The organism is Myroides sp. ZB35, assembly GCF_001865835.1.
Classification (GTDB): Bacteria; Bacteroidota; Bacteroidia; order Flavobacteriales; family Flavobacteriaceae; genus Flavobacterium; species Flavobacterium odoratimimum.
In genome coordinates, this window is the sequence record NZ_CP017769.1 from 1,379,422 (window position 1) to 1,395,129 (window position 15,708).

At 35.0% G+C, this 15,708-nt stretch carries 13 protein-coding genes; 5 read left to right on the forward strand and 8 right to left on the reverse strand.

The genetic code is table 11. The features are described from left to right. The first annotated feature begins 8 nt into the window (after positions 1-8). The 3 genes from pgi to BK054_RS06230 all read left to right on the forward strand — a co-directional run bounded on the left by pgi (position 9) and on the right by BK054_RS06230 (position 5,581). Entirely contained in the window at positions 9-1,634 is a 1,626-nt protein-coding gene (pgi, locus tag BK054_RS06220; RefSeq protein WP_071307090.1) for a glucose-6-phosphate isomerase, read from the forward strand. A gap of 53 nt (positions 1,635-1,687) precedes the next feature. Continuing rightward, positions 1,688-4,537, forward strand: a complete 2,850-nt coding sequence (locus BK054_RS06225) for a TonB-dependent receptor (protein WP_016649998.1) — start codon at positions 1,688-1,690, stop codon at positions 4,535-4,537. Between the two features lie 93 nt (positions 4,538-4,630). Continuing rightward, entirely contained in the window at positions 4,631-5,581 is a 951-nt protein-coding gene (locus BK054_RS06230; protein WP_071307091.1) for an aldo/keto reductase, read from the forward strand. Positions 5,582-5,655: 74 nt separating this feature from the next. Here the strand turns inward: BK054_RS06230 and metG are convergent, their stop codons facing one another. From metG to BK054_RS06255, 5 genes are all read right to left on the reverse strand, one after another. Next, complete coding sequence (metG, locus tag BK054_RS06235) at positions 5,656-7,716, reverse strand: methionine--tRNA ligase (RefSeq protein WP_071307092.1); 2,061 nt, start codon at positions 7,714-7,716, stop codon at positions 5,656-5,658. Between the two features lie 190 nt (positions 7,717-7,906). Next, a complete protein-coding gene (locus BK054_RS06240) occupies positions 7,907-8,155 on the reverse strand; it encodes a hypothetical protein (protein WP_006257743.1) in 249 nt (82 codons plus the stop codon). Between the two features lie 31 nt (positions 8,156-8,186). Beyond that, positions 8,187-8,657, reverse strand: a complete 471-nt coding sequence (locus BK054_RS06245) for a cytochrome d ubiquinol oxidase subunit II (RefSeq protein WP_071307093.1) — start codon at positions 8,655-8,657, stop codon at positions 8,187-8,189. Between the two features lie 5 nt (positions 8,658-8,662). After that, positions 8,663-9,226, reverse strand: coding sequence for a hypothetical protein (locus BK054_RS06250; RefSeq protein ID WP_071307094.1), 564 nt, complete (start codon positions 9,224-9,226; stop codon positions 8,663-8,665). A 146-nt stretch (positions 9,227-9,372) separates the two neighbouring features. Then, positions 9,373-10,815: a DUF5074 domain-containing protein gene (locus BK054_RS06255; protein WP_071307095.1), complete on the reverse strand. Its 1,443-nt coding sequence runs from the start codon at positions 10,813-10,815 to the stop codon at positions 9,373-9,375. 139 nt (positions 10,816-10,954) lie between these two features. Between BK054_RS06255 and BK054_RS06260 the strand changes: the two genes are divergently transcribed. Continuing rightward, complete coding sequence (locus tag BK054_RS06260; RefSeq protein WP_071307096.1) at positions 10,955-12,058, forward strand: DUF2891 domain-containing protein; 1,104 nt, start codon at positions 10,955-10,957, stop codon at positions 12,056-12,058. Positions 12,059-12,098: 40 nt separating this feature from the next. After that, complete coding sequence (locus tag BK054_RS06265; RefSeq protein ID WP_071307097.1) at positions 12,099-13,757, forward strand: hypothetical protein; 1,659 nt, start codon at positions 12,099-12,101, stop codon at positions 13,755-13,757. Positions 13,758-14,062: 305 nt separating this feature from the next. Here the strand turns inward: BK054_RS06265 and BK054_RS06270 are convergent, their stop codons facing one another. From BK054_RS06270 to BK054_RS06280, 3 genes are all read right to left on the reverse strand, one after another. After that, complete coding sequence (locus BK054_RS06270) at positions 14,063-14,410, reverse strand: tRNA-binding protein (RefSeq protein WP_006257736.1); 348 nt, start codon at positions 14,408-14,410, stop codon at positions 14,063-14,065. Positions 14,411-14,491: 81 nt separating this feature from the next. After that, positions 14,492-15,052 (reverse strand): 2'-5' RNA ligase family protein, encoded by a 561-nt coding sequence (locus tag BK054_RS06275; protein ID WP_071307098.1) that lies wholly within the window; start codon positions 15,050-15,052, stop codon positions 14,492-14,494. A gap of 402 nt (positions 15,053-15,454) precedes the next feature. Next, entirely contained in the window at positions 15,455-15,673 is a 219-nt protein-coding gene (locus tag BK054_RS06280; protein WP_006257734.1) for a hypothetical protein, read from the reverse strand. Between the last annotated feature and the right edge of the window lie 35 nt (positions 15,674-15,708).

A 15,708-nucleotide genomic window follows, 5' to 3' on the forward strand; every position in this document is an offset into this window, starting at 1 on the left:
TTGTAGAGATGTTAGAGAGTATAAATCCTTCTGGAACTTTAGCTTGGAAGAAGCTTAGGGAGCATTACGGTCAAATGGAGTTTGTTCAGATGCAAAAATTGTTTGCTGAGGATCCTGAAAGAGCTAATAAAATGAATATTCAGTGGGAAGATTTCTTGCTAGATTATTCAAAAAATAAGATTACAGAGGAAACAATAAATATATTGTTAGAGCTTGCTAATGAATTGAATCTAAAAGAAGCAATTCAAGCAATGTATAAAGGAGATATTATTAATGCAACTGAGAAAAGAGCTGTATTGCATACGGCCTTAAGAGATTTGTCTCCTAATTCTTCTGTTCTTGTTCATGGAGAGAACGTTCTAACAGAGATACAAGATACTCGCAAACGAATTAAAGAATTTACTGCTAAGGTATTAAATGGTTCTTATACTTCTCATTCAGGTAAGAAATTTACCGATGTTATTAATGTAGGTATAGGGGGGTCAGACTTAGGTCCTAAAATGGTAGTACATGCATTAGCTAACTATCGTACTGAATTAGGAATGCATTATATTTCTAATGTTGATGATGATTATTTACAATCAGTATTAAATAAACTTAATCCTGAGACTACTTTAGTTCTTATTGTTTCTAAGACATTTACTACTCAAGAGACAATAGAGAATGCAAAGAAGATTAAATCTTGGTTAGAAGGTCATCTTGGAACTATTGATTTGAGTGCTCATTATGTAGGTGTTTCTGTAGCGATAGAAGAGGCGATGAGCTTTGGAGTAAAACGAGAGAACATTTATCCTATGTGGGATTTTGTTGGAGGACGATTTTCTCTGTGGAGTGCTGTTGGAATTTCTATTGCTTTGGCTGTGGGATATGATCACTTTGAAGAACTTCTAGAAGGAGCGTATGCTATGGATACACACTTTAAAGAAGCTGATTTTAAAGATAACTTACCTGTGGTAATGGCTCTTCTAAGTGTGTGGTATAATAACTTCTATGGATATGAGACAGAAGCTGTCGTTCCTTATAGTCAGTTACTTGGTAAGTTACCTGCTCACTTACAGCAGATGATTATGGAGAGTAACGGTAAAAATAAGGATAGAAGTGGAGCACCAGTCAATTATCAAACAGGTACACTAATATGGGGAGAAGTAGGAGTTTCTGCTCAGCATGCTTTCTTTCAGTTATTTCACCAAGGAACTAAGGTAATTCCTATTGACTTTATTGGTTTTGTAAACCCTCATTTCAAGGAGAGCACTAATCATGATATATTGATGTCTAACTTCTTTGGTCAAAGCGAAGCTTTGCTAAACGGAAAGATAGGGGAAGAGTATGAAAGTGATGGAGGACCTTTTTTAAGTAACTTTAGAGAGTTTTGTGGTAATAAACCATCAAATACAATTTTAATTGACAAATTAACCCCTAAAAGTTTAGGTGAGTTAATCGCACTATATGAACATAAGACGTTTGTTCAAGGGGTAATTTGGAATATTTATAGCTTCGATCAGTTCGGTGTAGAGTACGGAAAGATTTTGGCAAAGAATATACAAAATGAAATTAAATCTAAAAATATATGTGAACATGATAGTTCAACTGCTTTTTTATTGCGTTATTTTGTGAAAAATAGAGTTGTAGAATAAGTCTAAATAGTGATAAAACGTTAATTTTAATGTTTTGGTAACATTGAGTATAGATGTTTTTGTACATTTGTTGCGAAAATAATTTTATCACTTACACTTACAAAATGAAAAACTTGAAGAACTGGATGCTGATGATGGTAATGGTATTTACCTCAGTATCTGCACTTTCACAAAACAAAATTACTGGTGTTGTTATAGATGGTGAATTCCAATCGGGATTACCTGGAGCGGCAATCATAGTAAAAGGAACTCTGAACGGCGCATCATCTGACATGGATGGTAAGTTCGAACTGAATGTTTCTGAGGATAAAGGAGAAGTTGTTATCTCTTTTATTGGATATCAGTCTAAGACTGTAGCTTTCAAAGTTGGCGCTGATAAGAAAGTAGATCTTGGGTCTGTAGTACTTGCTGCTGATCAAAATATGTTAGATGACATCGTTATTATGGGTGTTGCAGACGTAGCAAAAGATCGTAAAACTCCAGTGGCTGTTTCTACAATTAAAGCTGCTGAAATTCAAGAGAAACTTGGTTCTCAAGAGTTTCCTGAAATTTTAAACACAACTCCATCTGTGTATGCTTCTAAAGGAGGTGGAGGTTATGGAGATTCTAATATTAATATTCGTGGATTTGATCAAAGAAACGTTGCTGTATTAATTAATGGTATGCCTGTTAATGATATGGAAGGTGGCGCTGTGTATTGGTCTAACTGGGCTGGTTTAGCAGATGTTACTTCAGCTATGCAGGTTCAACGTGGATTAGGATCATCTAAAATTGCTATTTCTTCAGTAGGAGGAACTATTAATGTTTTAACTCGTACTTCTGATGCTAGAGAAGGCGGATCTATTTCTGCAGGTGTTGGTAATAATGATTACTTTAAGGGATTAGCATCTTATAATACAGGTGTTTTAGAAAATGGACTTTCTGCATCTATCTTATTAGGTTATACTAGAGGTAATGGTTATGTTGAAGGAACAGGGTTCGAAGGGGTGAACTACTATTTAGGTTTAGGGTATAAATCTAAAGATAGCCGCCATAATGTACAGTTTACATTTACTGGAGCAAAACAAGATCACGATCAACGTAGTACTTCAATGTCAATTGCGAACATTAAGAAGTTTAATAATGGTGAGTTAAACAAAAGGTATAATCCAGATACAGGATTTTATAATGGAGATAGATTTAACTTTAGATCTAACTATTATAATAAACCAGTTATGTCAGTAAACTATGATTTCAATATTAATGAAACATGGACTTTTGGAGCTGTAGTTTATGCTTCTTGGGGACGTGGAGGAGGAACTGGAACAATTGGAGGAGGACCTAATGGTTACAGAGACTTTGGTACAGAAGTAAGAGATATTAATGGACATATGCGTTTCGATGATATTGCTGCATGGAATAGAGGAGAAAAAATTGCTGACTGGAACAATTCAAGTAATATCGCTAACGCAGATGGTAACTATTATGTAGATACAAATTATAAAAATGCTGGTGATGGTGGATGGGCTAGAAGATCTAGTATTAATTCACATGACTGGTATGGAACTGTAATGAATATGAATGCTAAGATAAATCAGAACTGGAATGTTGATTTTGGTTTAGATGCTCGTATTTATAAAGGATATCACTATCAATTATTGGATAATTTAATGGGGGCAGATGGATTCCAAGTTAGTAATAATAAGAACTTTGAGAAACCATATATTGTAAATCAAACGTATGCCGCTAAAGCTACTATGAACCCTTGGGTTGATTGGAATGGTAGAGAGAAAGTTGGATATCACAATGATGGTAATGTTAAATGGTTAGGAGGATTTGGACAAGTTGAATATTCAAAAGATAATCTTTCGGTATTCGTTCAAGGAGCTATTTCTAATCAATGGATGCAAAGAGTTGATTACTTTAATTATAAAGCAGAATCAGGAGACCAAAAAACATCTTGGGAAAGTATCTTAGGAGGTAGTATTAAAGGGGGAGCTAACTATAATATTAACGAGAATCATAATGTTTTTGTTAACGCTGGTTATTTTTCACGTCAACCATTTATGAATAATGGAGTTTATTTAAACAACACTAATAAACTTAATCCTGATCTTACTAATGAAAAAGTATTTGGTTTAGAAGCTGGTTATGGTTTCAGAAGTGAAAAAGTTAGAGCAAATGTTAACGTATACAGAACTTCTTGGAAAGATAGAGTAACTAGAGCAACAGGTAGATTTGACAGTGGTGAAATAGGATCAAATGGTAAACCTGTTCAGATTAATGGTTATGCTACTTTAGTTGGGGTAGAGCAAATTCATACTGGAGTTGAAATGGATTTCTTATATAATCCAATTGACAAGTTAAATATTACTGGGTCATTCTCATGGGGTGATTGGAAATATGCTTCAAATGTAACAGGTTCGTTCTATAATGAAGATAATAATGAGCCTATTTATGTTGAACCAGGAAATCCTGCTTCAGGATTTCAAACGAAGACGTTGTATATAGATGGAGCAAAAGTAGGAGGAGCTCCTCAATTTATTATTAACTTAGGGGCTAATTATGAAATTGTTAAAGGTCTTAAAGTAGATGCTAACTATAGATATAATGATAACTTTTATGGATCATTGGCAATTGATACAGCAGATAAAGCTGGTAAAAATGGTTCAATGAAACTTCCAGCTTTCAATTTATTTGATGCGGGTCTTTCTTACAGATTACCTGTTGGAAAAGAGAAAACAAATTCAGTTACTATGCGTCTTAACGTAAATAACGTATTTGATACAACTTATATTTCTTCAGCTAGAACTAATTATGAGGCTATCCCTGGAGAAGCTACTTGGAAAGGTGTTAGTGAGAGAAATGAAGTTATGTTAGGTGCAGGTAGAACTTGGAACTTTACATTACGTTATAACTTCTAATAAGTTATCACAAAATATATACAAAAAAGGAGATCATTTATGGTCTCCTTTTTTTATTGCTTAAATTTAGGGTTGTAATAGAAATTTGAAATTATGGCAAAATATAAATTTGGAAAGTCGGAGTTATATGTTCCAGCTTTGTCTTTCGGAGGTAATGTGTTTGGATGGACTTTAGATGAGAAAGAATCATTTAAGATGTTAGATGAGTTATATGACAATGGACTAACTTTTATAGATACAGCTAATAACTATTCTCATTGGGCGCCAGGTAATGTAGGTGGTGAATCTGAAGCAATAATAGGAAAGTGGTTTAAAGAGAGTAAGAAGCGTCACGATATCGTTCTTTCTACTAAGGTAGGTGGTACTATGGGAGATGGAACAAAAGGACTTAAGAAAGCGTACATTGAAGGATGTGTGGACGCTTCATTGAAGAGATTGAATACAGATTATATTGATTTATACTTCTCTCACTATGATGACTTAGAGACTTCACAAGAAGAAACGATGGAGACTTTTAATAGTTTAGTTAAGGCTGGTAAAGTAAGATATTTAGGAGCGTCTAATCTCGAGGTTGAACGCATTGATTCAAGTAATGCTATTGCACGAGAAAAGGGATGGGCAGAGTATATCGCTATACAGCCCCTTTATAACCTTTATGATAGAGAGAAGTATGAGCATGAATACTTGCCTTTAGTAGAAGAAGAGAAACTTGCTGTAATGAGCTATTTTGCATTAGCAAGTGGTTTCTTAAGTGGAAAGTATAGAAACTTAGATGATATAGAAGGTAGTTCTAGAAAGGATATGGTGAAAGGGTATATTAATGAGAGGGGAATGCGTATTATAGATCAACTAGAGATATTAGCAAAACAACACAATGCCACTATTGCAGAGATTGCTATAGCATGGCAAGTACACAAACCTTCTATTAGTACTCCTATCGTTAGTGCTACATCGAGCTCTCAGTTAAAAAGTTTGATCCGTTCTACAGAGATAAAGTTATCAGTAGAAGAGATAGCTCTATTAGATAAAGAGAGTGAATATTAATAGACAGGAAATTCAAAATAAATAAAAAGGCAGACCTTTAAAAGTCTGCCTTTTTGTTATTGTAAAAGCTCTGATTAATTAATCGTAGCTCCGTTTTTTACATTTTGGTCGTCTGGATTCACGAATACTAACTTACCATCTTGGTCTTCAGTCATTAGGATCATACCTTGACTCTCCACCCCTCTTAGCGCACGAGGAGCCAGGTTCGCTAATACAGTCACTCTCTTACCGATGATATCCTCAGGTTTGAAGTGTTCAGCAATACCTGATACGATAGTACGCACATCCATACCAGTATCTACTTTTAATACCAATAGCTTATTTGCTTTTGGCATTTTCTCAGCTTCTACGATAGTCCCTACACGTAAGTCTAACTTAGCGAAGTCTTCATAAGTAGCAGTGTCTTTTTGTGGCTCTACTACTTTTGCAGCAGCGGCATTTGCTTTTTTAGAAGCTTCTAGGCGATCCAATTGTTTTTGCACCTCTTCATCTTCTATCTTAGCGAATAATAGCTCAGCTTGTCCGATAGTGTGTCCTGTAGGTAATAATACTTTGTCTTCTGCGATAGTACTCCATTGGATAGGAGTATCTATTTTTAGAATAGATTTCAGTTTGTTAGCAGTGAATGGTAAGAATGGTTCAGCTAAAGTACTTAACGCAGCAGCTATTTGTAAGGCTACATACATCTGTGTTTTTACTCTTTCAGGGTTCTCCTTGATTAGTTTCCAAGGTTCCTCATCAGCTAAGTATTTATTACCTAGACGAGCTACATTCATCATCTCTGACAATGCTTCTCTGAATCTATAGCGTTCTACTGAACTTTCGATTACACTAGGATAAGCTCTTAACTCAGTTAATGTAGCGATATCAACATCAGAGAATTCATTAGGTTGAGGCACTACACCTTCGTAATATTTATTAGTCAATACTACCACACGGTTAATAAAGTTACCGAAGATAGCTACTAATTCATTGTTATTTCTAGCTTGGAAGTCTTTCCAAGTAAAGTCGTTGTCTTTTGTCTCAGGAGCGTTAGAAGTCAAGGCATAACGCAATACATCTTGTTTTCCAGGGAAATCTTCTAAGTACTCGTGTAACCATACTGCCCAGTTTTTAGACGTAGATAGTTTGTTTCCTTCTAAGTTCAAGAACTCATTAGCAGGTACGTTATCAGGTAAGATATAGCTTCCTTCTGCTTTCAACATCGCAGGGAATATTACACAGTGGAATACAATATTATCCTTACCGATGAAGTGTACTAACTTCGTATCATCAGACTTCCAGTATGGTTCCCAGTCTTTACCTTCTCTCTGAGCCCATTCTTTAGTAGATGAGATGTATCCGATAGGAGCATCAAACCATACATAAAGAACTTTCCCTTCAGCACCTTCTACAGGTACAGGGATACCCCAGTCTAAGTCACGCGTTACAGCACGAGGCTTTAACCCATCCTCTAGCCAAGACTTAACTTGTCCGTATACATTAGGTTTCCAGTCATTTTTATGACCTTCTAGGATCCACTCACGTAAGAATGTATCGTATTGGTCTAATGGTAAAAACCAGTGTTTAGTTGACTTTAAGATTGGTTTAGTCCCAGTGATAGTAGACTTAGGATTGATTAAATCTGTTGCATTTAATGAAGTACCACATTTTTCACATTGATCTCCATAAGCCTCTTCATTACCACATTTAGGACAAGTACCAGTCACAAAGCGGTCAGCTAAGAACTGATCAGCTTTCTCATCGTATAATTGTTCTGTAACTTCTTCTATGAATTTACCTTCGTTGTATAACTTCTTGAAGAATTCAGAAGCTGTTTGGTGGTGAATAGAAGATGAAGTACGAGAGTAATTGTCTAAAGAGATACCGAAATCCATAAAAGATTGCTTGATAATACCATTGTATTTATCAATTACTTGTTGAGGAGTAATTCCCTCTTTTTTAGCTTTCATAGAAATAGCTACTCCGTGCTCATCACTTCCACATATAAACGCTACGTCCTTTCCTTGCAAACGCAAGAATCTTGCATAAATATCAGCAGGTACATATACACCAGCTAAGTGCCCGATATGGATAGGTCCATTCGTATAAGGCAATGCTGCTGTAATAGTATATCTTTTAGGTTCTTGTATCATATATCAATTACTGTTAATATCAAACGAATTTAATAAGAATGCAAAAATAAACAATAGTAACGGATTACGACTATTTATTTTTGAGCTTAATTCGCGATAGGTTATCTATTGTTGAATTTAAATTAAAAAGACCTTAGAACTAGTCAAATAATTCTAAGGCCTTACTAATTTATCAAATGAAGAAAGCTTTTTACTCCTGAGCTTTCTGTTCTTGAATATTTTTTTTCATACTCTCATCCATTTTGAAACTTCCATTAGTAGCAGAAGAACTATTCTCTCCAGTACCGTGCATAGGTATAGCCATTGTACCATTGTCATCATTTGTTTTCGTAGTAGAAGACTTTATTGATGTTGATTCGGCAGGAGTAGTGGCTTTGTTTTCTTTGCAGCCTACAGTCATGATTGCCATAGCAGCCATTAGTATAATGTGTTTATTCATGGTGTGAGTAGTATTGTTGTTTTTATATAATCTAATCTATTTTGGGTTGAATGTCAGATTGATCTAATTCAGCTGTTGATAAAGGTAAAGCTTTTCTTTTACCTTTTAAACAAAAGAAGAATAGACAACTGAAGATGCAGTTAAACCAAAACATATAACCTCCTAGATGGAAGTAAAACTTCATATGCTTGTGCGAAGTTCTAGTAAAGTCGATATACGTATAGTAAGCGCCTATAACTCCTATGATAAGTAAAACTACTGTAACGATATTAGCAATCGGTCTTGAAGAGAAATACTTAAATAGAGCTAAGATAATAATTAGCGCTACCTGAATACCAAATATAATTAATGCAGTCTTCCAAGGCGTCTTAAATACAGTGTACTGTTTATACATTAGCGAAATACCTACTCTTCCTAAGAAAGACATCTTAGAGATAAGTACAGCAGATATTATCGCTAGACTAAGCTGTATAAATACTAAAATAGTAATATTCTTTCCCATTATTTCTAGTTAATAGACCATCCGTTTTCTTCACTATAGCGAAGTTTGTACTTCTTAGTAATAAACTTGGTATTCGGGTTTTTATCTTTAGAGAAAACGATAAAAGGAGTATACTGTTTAGATAGCATGACAGAGGCAGTAGCAGATTTCTTACTTCTGTTATTCAGTTGTAGATTATTGCTTTTATCTAATGTATATTCTATTGTTTTGACAGTTATCTTATCACTTTTTTGATTGATTACATAAGGGTGTGCTTTCTCAGCTAGCTTTACCGTTACATTCCAGATAGAGTCTTTAGACAACCATTTTTTCTTAGCAGACTCATTCTCAAATTCTATATAACCTTCTTTTTCCAATATTTTGTATTGATTGATCTGAAGGCTGTCTTTTTTCTTTCTAAATTTCTTAGTTCCTAGTTGAATTGTTGTACTCTCAAATTCAGGTTTGTCTTCTAAGTGAGCTTCTATAGTATCAAGAGCTTTAGAAGAAGTAATATCCTTATTGTTACAACTACTCAATAATACCACTAAAAATAGTGATAATGTAGTAAGCATTGTTCTTGTTTTCATAGCTTAAATTTTAACCAAAAGTACAAAAAAAGAGATTATATGGATAACTATTTTAAAAATGTTTGTCGTTTGAATATTAGGTGTTTATGTATAATGAAAGAGGTCGCTATACAGCGACCTCTAGTTTATTTATGCTTAAGTAATATTTAGTTTCTTACCCAGATTTCAACATCTTTTTGAAGTTTCTTTCCATTAGAACTAACCTTCATATTCATTGATGTTTTTCCTGTTTTTTCATTTGTTTTGATGACTAATTCATCTCCTTCTATAGTAGCATAACCAAACTCATTTTCTAAGTTCTTTACAGACTTTTCGATTAAGTTATATGGGCTATCTTGATCTACTACGATATCTTTAAGCGCTACTCTGAATTCTTTGTTTGGTTTTAATACTATTTGGTTCACTAAGATTTCAGGAGCATTATTATCTTGGAAGAAAGGTACAGAAGGGAACCAAAAATAACCATTAACGTCATTATAAGAAGAAGATTCTTGATTTCCACCTTCCATGAAGGCTTGACCTTTTAGAGCACCTGTATTAGATACTATTCTAGTCCAGTTATAACTTCCATTACTCCCCCATCCTGGTCTTTTTATTAATAATACTAAATCATCTTTGATAGGATCTACTCTAAGTCCAGCAGCATAGAACTCTAGATTATTCCCCATATCATCTTGACCTAGTTCATAGAATTCACTGTTTAACTCGCCTGTTTTGGTATCGAATTTAGCTACCTTGTTTCCACCGTTCCAAGCCCCGTCATTTGCTATCCAATAGATAGCATCTTCTTTCATACTTGGAGACATAGAACCAGGATTCCATGCACCCCATTTACCTTGGATTGGAGCAACTGCAATATTATAAGTTTTAATGTCTTGTGTGTCTTTAGGGTTGATACGTTCTATTTCACTGCCTTTACCTGCCCATACGATACCGTTTTTGTCTAGAGTTACTTGTGTATATCCACCTGCCTTTGTATCGATTATAGTATCTGTATCCGTATTGATGATTGTTAAGCCTTTACCTTGTACTACCGCATATACTTTACCATCTACATAGACCATATTACCTGTCATTGAGGTAACACCTGCTACATTACCACTAACCACCTTGTCATTGGTATTTAGAATAACGATTCCGTTAGTCGTAGCGATGTATGCTTTATGATCTGAAATTCCTACGAAAGAGTTCGCCTGAGCACCAGGTATCTCTTTTATAGTTTTTACTTCCTTAAAGTCCTTATCTGTGATTACTAATTTATTTTCTTGTTTAGAGATAATGTAATAATTCTCACCGAACGCTACCCCCATTGTAGTTGTTGCTCCTAAAGTATTACCATTATTAGCCTCTCTATATATTCTATATTTTCTATTTAAACCATAGTCTAAGAAATTCACACTTCCCTTATCTGTTCCAAACCAGTCTTCATTAGCGATATAGAAACCACTAGGTTGTATCAGAGGAGTAGGTGCAGAAGGCGGGATGATTCTAAAACCATCTTCATTTTGATTATTATCGTCAGAGCTACAAGCAAAGGTTAATGCCAGAAGCGAAAAAACTAGTGAGCGAGTCAAAATTTTTTTAGTCATAGTAGTTTATTTGTTTTTTATGTTATCTACAAAAATAAGGCTTCATCCATGCGAACAAAGACTTTTTGTTTTCTTTTTTTAAAGAACACCTATAAATAGGAGTATTTTACTATTTTAGAGGAATAAAGAATAGAGTAATATGAGAAAAATAGGAAGTTTGTTATTTGCGAGTGTATTGTTGTTTTCGTGTACAGAGAAACAACAGTCATCAAATAATCCAATCAATACAGAAGACCAACCAGCATTAACACTTACAGTAGCTGAGGCGAAGAAGATTATAGAGTTGCCTTTACATTGTATAGAATTAGAATATCCTAATCGACTGGGACAAACACTAGGCAGTAATGATGACCTAAAGAATCCTAAGGCATTGCGTCCTATATTTTATGGATGTTTTGACTGGCATTCTTCAGTACACGGCTTTTGGTCTATTGTTACTTTATTACAGAAGTTTCCGGAGTTAGACGCAGATGGACAGATACGCACTAGACTAAATAATCTGATTACAGATGAGAATGTAGCAGTGGAGTTAGCTTTTTTCCATGACCCTAATAATAAGAACTTTGAACGTACGTATGGTTGGGCATGGTTGTTTCAGCTTCATGGAGCTTTAACCCAATGGCAAGATGCTGATGCGCAACGCTGGGCGAAGACGATAGAGCCATTAGCGAAGATTATGGAAGAGCGTTATGCGGAGTACTTACCTAAGCTATTATACCCAATACGCACAGGTACACATGACAATACTGCTTTCGGGCTATCACTATCACTAGATTATGCACGTCAGATGGGTAATAAAGCATTTGAGCAATTAATAGTAACGAATGCTAAACGCCTGTATGGTGAGGATAAGGGGTGTAATATTGCCTTCGAACCTAGTGGACATGACTTTTTATCACCATGTTTAGAGGAAGCTCGTCTGATGAGTCAAGTAATGAATCAAGATGAGTATCGCACTTGGACTAAGGCATTCTTACCACAGTTATTTGATCAGAACTTTACCATAGAAGTAGCTAAGGTATCTGATCGATCAGACGGACATTTAGTACATTTAGATGGATTGAACTTTAGTAGAGCTACTTGTTTTAAAGAAATAGGGAAGGCATTACCAGAGTTAGCGCCTAATCTGAATGCGTTGTCAGTTCAACACTTTAATAATTCGTTTGGCAATATTACAGGAGACGATTATATGGGTAGTCACTGGTTAGGTACTTTTGCCTTGTACACATTAATACACCAGTAACCTTAATAGTAGATAAATAAGAAAACACAATAGAAGTAGTATGACATTAAGAGAAATGTTTAGCATCGAGGATAAGGATAGAGACCTATCTGTAGAGGCAGTAAGGAATATATTCAGCTTATCTATTGTACAGAGTTTATATTATAATAGATGGCTTTTATTAAGAGATGATGAGAATGTAGAAGATTTCTTAGAAGCTTTTGATGTGATAGGTAAGGATAAGGAAACGAGTAATCAGTTTGCTATATATTTTCAAGAAGATGAGTTCAATACTCGTATCGTTATCTCTCGAGATTATATTAATGGGGAAGGAGAAAAGGATGCAGAGATGTATCACTACTTTATACGCAGAGTAGGGATGGATGTAAGTGATGTACTTGTATTCTACCAAGAGCACAATGCTTATAATGATCAGTTATCATTGCTTACTCCTAAAGATGAGATGCATAAGAGTAGAGCAGTAGATTGGTTTAGTAGTGTATGTGATCTATTGTATTCTGTTAATCACTTTTTTGAGTTCGATGACAAGATTGCTAATATGGTGGAGCACGCACAGATGTTTAGCATAGAGGCTATTAATCAAGAGCCAGAGATAGACTCCATATTCTACAATGGGATTATGTATCGCGTAGTCAGTATACGCACTGGACTAGATCTACTTAAAGGGCTAAAAGGAGTAAATGATCAGAACGAAGAGTTATTTACACTAGATAATTTAGTGTACGACTTAAGTGATGAGAACTCTTTCTTCTTAGTAGTGGATAATGATGCAGAACTAGAAGAACTAGAAGTGCTTAACTTCATAGAAGACTATGAGATAGACATACAGGGATATATATTCTTAGGCGATCTAAAGGTAACAGATTCTTTGTTTTGTCAGGAACTAGACTTTTCTCCGATGTTGATTGTGATGGGAGATTTGGTTGTGAAGAACGCTTATTTCTGTGGGAACACACATTATATAGGAGGTAGTGTCTATGGTGAGGTAGTATATGCTAAGTATAACCATGGTGAACTGCATGTGAAGGGAACTTTAGATGTGAGATGTATTGTCTCTATAGATATGCCATGTTATATTAATAAGATTCGAATTACTAGTATTATTTCAGACAACTCTGTACATGCTCTAGATCAAGTAAAGGGCGAAGACGGACTACCCTTCTTTATGCTTAATATATATCCGACTACACACCGTACACGAGATGTGTTTATAGACGAGATAAAAGAAGAGCATACTTGGGGTGAATACTTTCCGGATGACGATGACATCATAGAAGCGATGCGCATGGGCAAAACGTTACTAAAAGAGAGTGTATTCTCTGTCTATAAAGACTTCAGTGATACTGTAGCAGAGCGCTTTAATAGACTATTTATAGAGTTAATAGGGAGTAATGGGATGGCCTCAGAGCGTATAGATGGTGGATATGTAAGTGATTACTTCTTTAATGTATATATGTATAATGATCAGAAGTATAGAGAACTCGGTAGAAAAGATAAGACGAGTAACTATCAAGCACGTATTCTACATAATATAGATACAGGAGAATATACGGCTATAGTTGATTTTTTTAAAGAAGATGGTAAGACACAGTATAGCGCTTTTAGATCAAAGCTGACGGATAACTTTACCTCTACTCACTCAGCTATGTACGCTTTTAATCAAGCAGAAGAAGCCTTTTTAAAGAAATTAGGGATTTAGTTAATAGTTTACGGTTTACAGTTCACAGACTGTAAACCGTAATTTTTTTATTGTTATAGGACTGAGGGATGCAAAACATTGATATCTCTGAAAAACCGCCAACTGCCCATATTCAATATATGATATATCATAGGCAAACACTGTCAACAGCTAATCGTTAACCATAAACTGTCAACTATTTCTCATCAATGTACTGTAGGCAAATACTGTCAACTGCTAATCGTTAACCATAAACTGTCAACTATTTGCCATCAATGTATTGTATGCAAATACTGTAAACTGTAAACGGTCAACCGTTAACTAAATCACCCTATTCTTAAGCCATTTTTAGTAGGCTTATCCATAGTCATTAACGTAACCTCTTTTCCTTCTACAGCTCCCATTACTAGGCATTCACTCATTAGAGTAGCTATCTGTTTAGGAGGGAAGTTTACTACAGCTACTACTTGTTTACCGATCAGCTCTTCAGGCGTATATAGTTTAGTAATCTGAGCAGAAGATTTTCTCTTTCCGATTTCTTCTCCGAAGTCCACTACTAATTTATAAGCAGGGTTTCTCACTTCAGCGAATACTTCTGCTTCAACGATAGTACCTACTCTCATTTCTACTTTAGAAAACTCATCCCAAGTCAATGTATTGTTGTTATTTTCCATGTTTTAGGTTTGTGATTAATTCCAAAAATAGGGAAAATAAAATAAAAACGATGAGCTCATTTGCTTTTAACAGGAATAGCTTTAAAACAACGACAACTGCTCTGGTTCATTAGACGGCAAGCCTAAGAAAGGGAAGGTAGCGATGATATCGTATTGTCTTCTGTCAGGATTAAACTGGCGTAAGGCGATATGATTACACAGACAAGAGATAGCAGGTTTCTGAAAATAAACTAATGCACGCTCTAATCGCTCAGGGTCTAGCTTGCGCGCGATAGACATATGAGGTTCGTTACTCTTATAGATTTCGGGCAAAACGACTTTGCGCATTACCTTTTTTGCATATTCTTGAAGAATAGGCTTAGAGAACTCGTCTACTGCTAAGAAGAACGCTCCGTTAGGATATTGACCATAGTCGTTAAATAGTACTTGTACAGGAGTGAATGTACTACATTGTGTTCTGACTAATTCGGCTATTTTTTTGATACCATTCAGGTCAGTTTTAAACTTAGAAATAGTGATATGTGCTAAGGAATTCTTACTGTTATACCATCCTATCTCATCGGCTAGCTGTAGCTTCATTTGCTTTACTAGTTCGAGTGTAGTTTCATCAGGTTGAAAACAAAGGGAGTATTTAGAAATCATAGCATAAGTTTAAAAGAGTAAAAATAAACAATATCAAGCGTATTTATCTCTTTTTATGTTATGAATACTGTGTTATTTCACTACTCATATTGCCTTATTCTGCCTCTATCTGGAGATATTGATCGGGTATGGTCTTTTTGATTTAATATGGAGTGTCTTTTTGATTGTAAGTAATTGTGATTTAATTTATTGTATTTTTTTGATGTGATTTTGTTCGGAAGCTATTCGGAAATAACCTGTGTTTACTAGGGATTAGAGGTTGCTTTGCGAACGAGATTCAGACTGTATCCGAAGGATCTATAATGAAGGATTGTATGGAGAAAGTAGGATATATCTAATAAAATAAGGAGACCTTCTCTCGATAGGCCTCCTTGCTTTATAGAAGTATAAATAACACTCTAATTATCGTATAACCACTCTTCCTCTAAATGGAACATCAGTCGCTATATCTATATTATGAGCTTTAGAGATAAATATCTTGCAAGGTTTTACTTGGTAGACAAATTCATCTATAATCTCAGATACCTGTACAATAGGATTCTCTATTTGGTGGTCTTTAAAGTCAACAACTAGTATGTCATTGTCAAAATCTAAGGCTGAAAATTCTTTTACGTATTTCATGATTGTGTTGTTTTTGAAATTATATATTAAGTTAC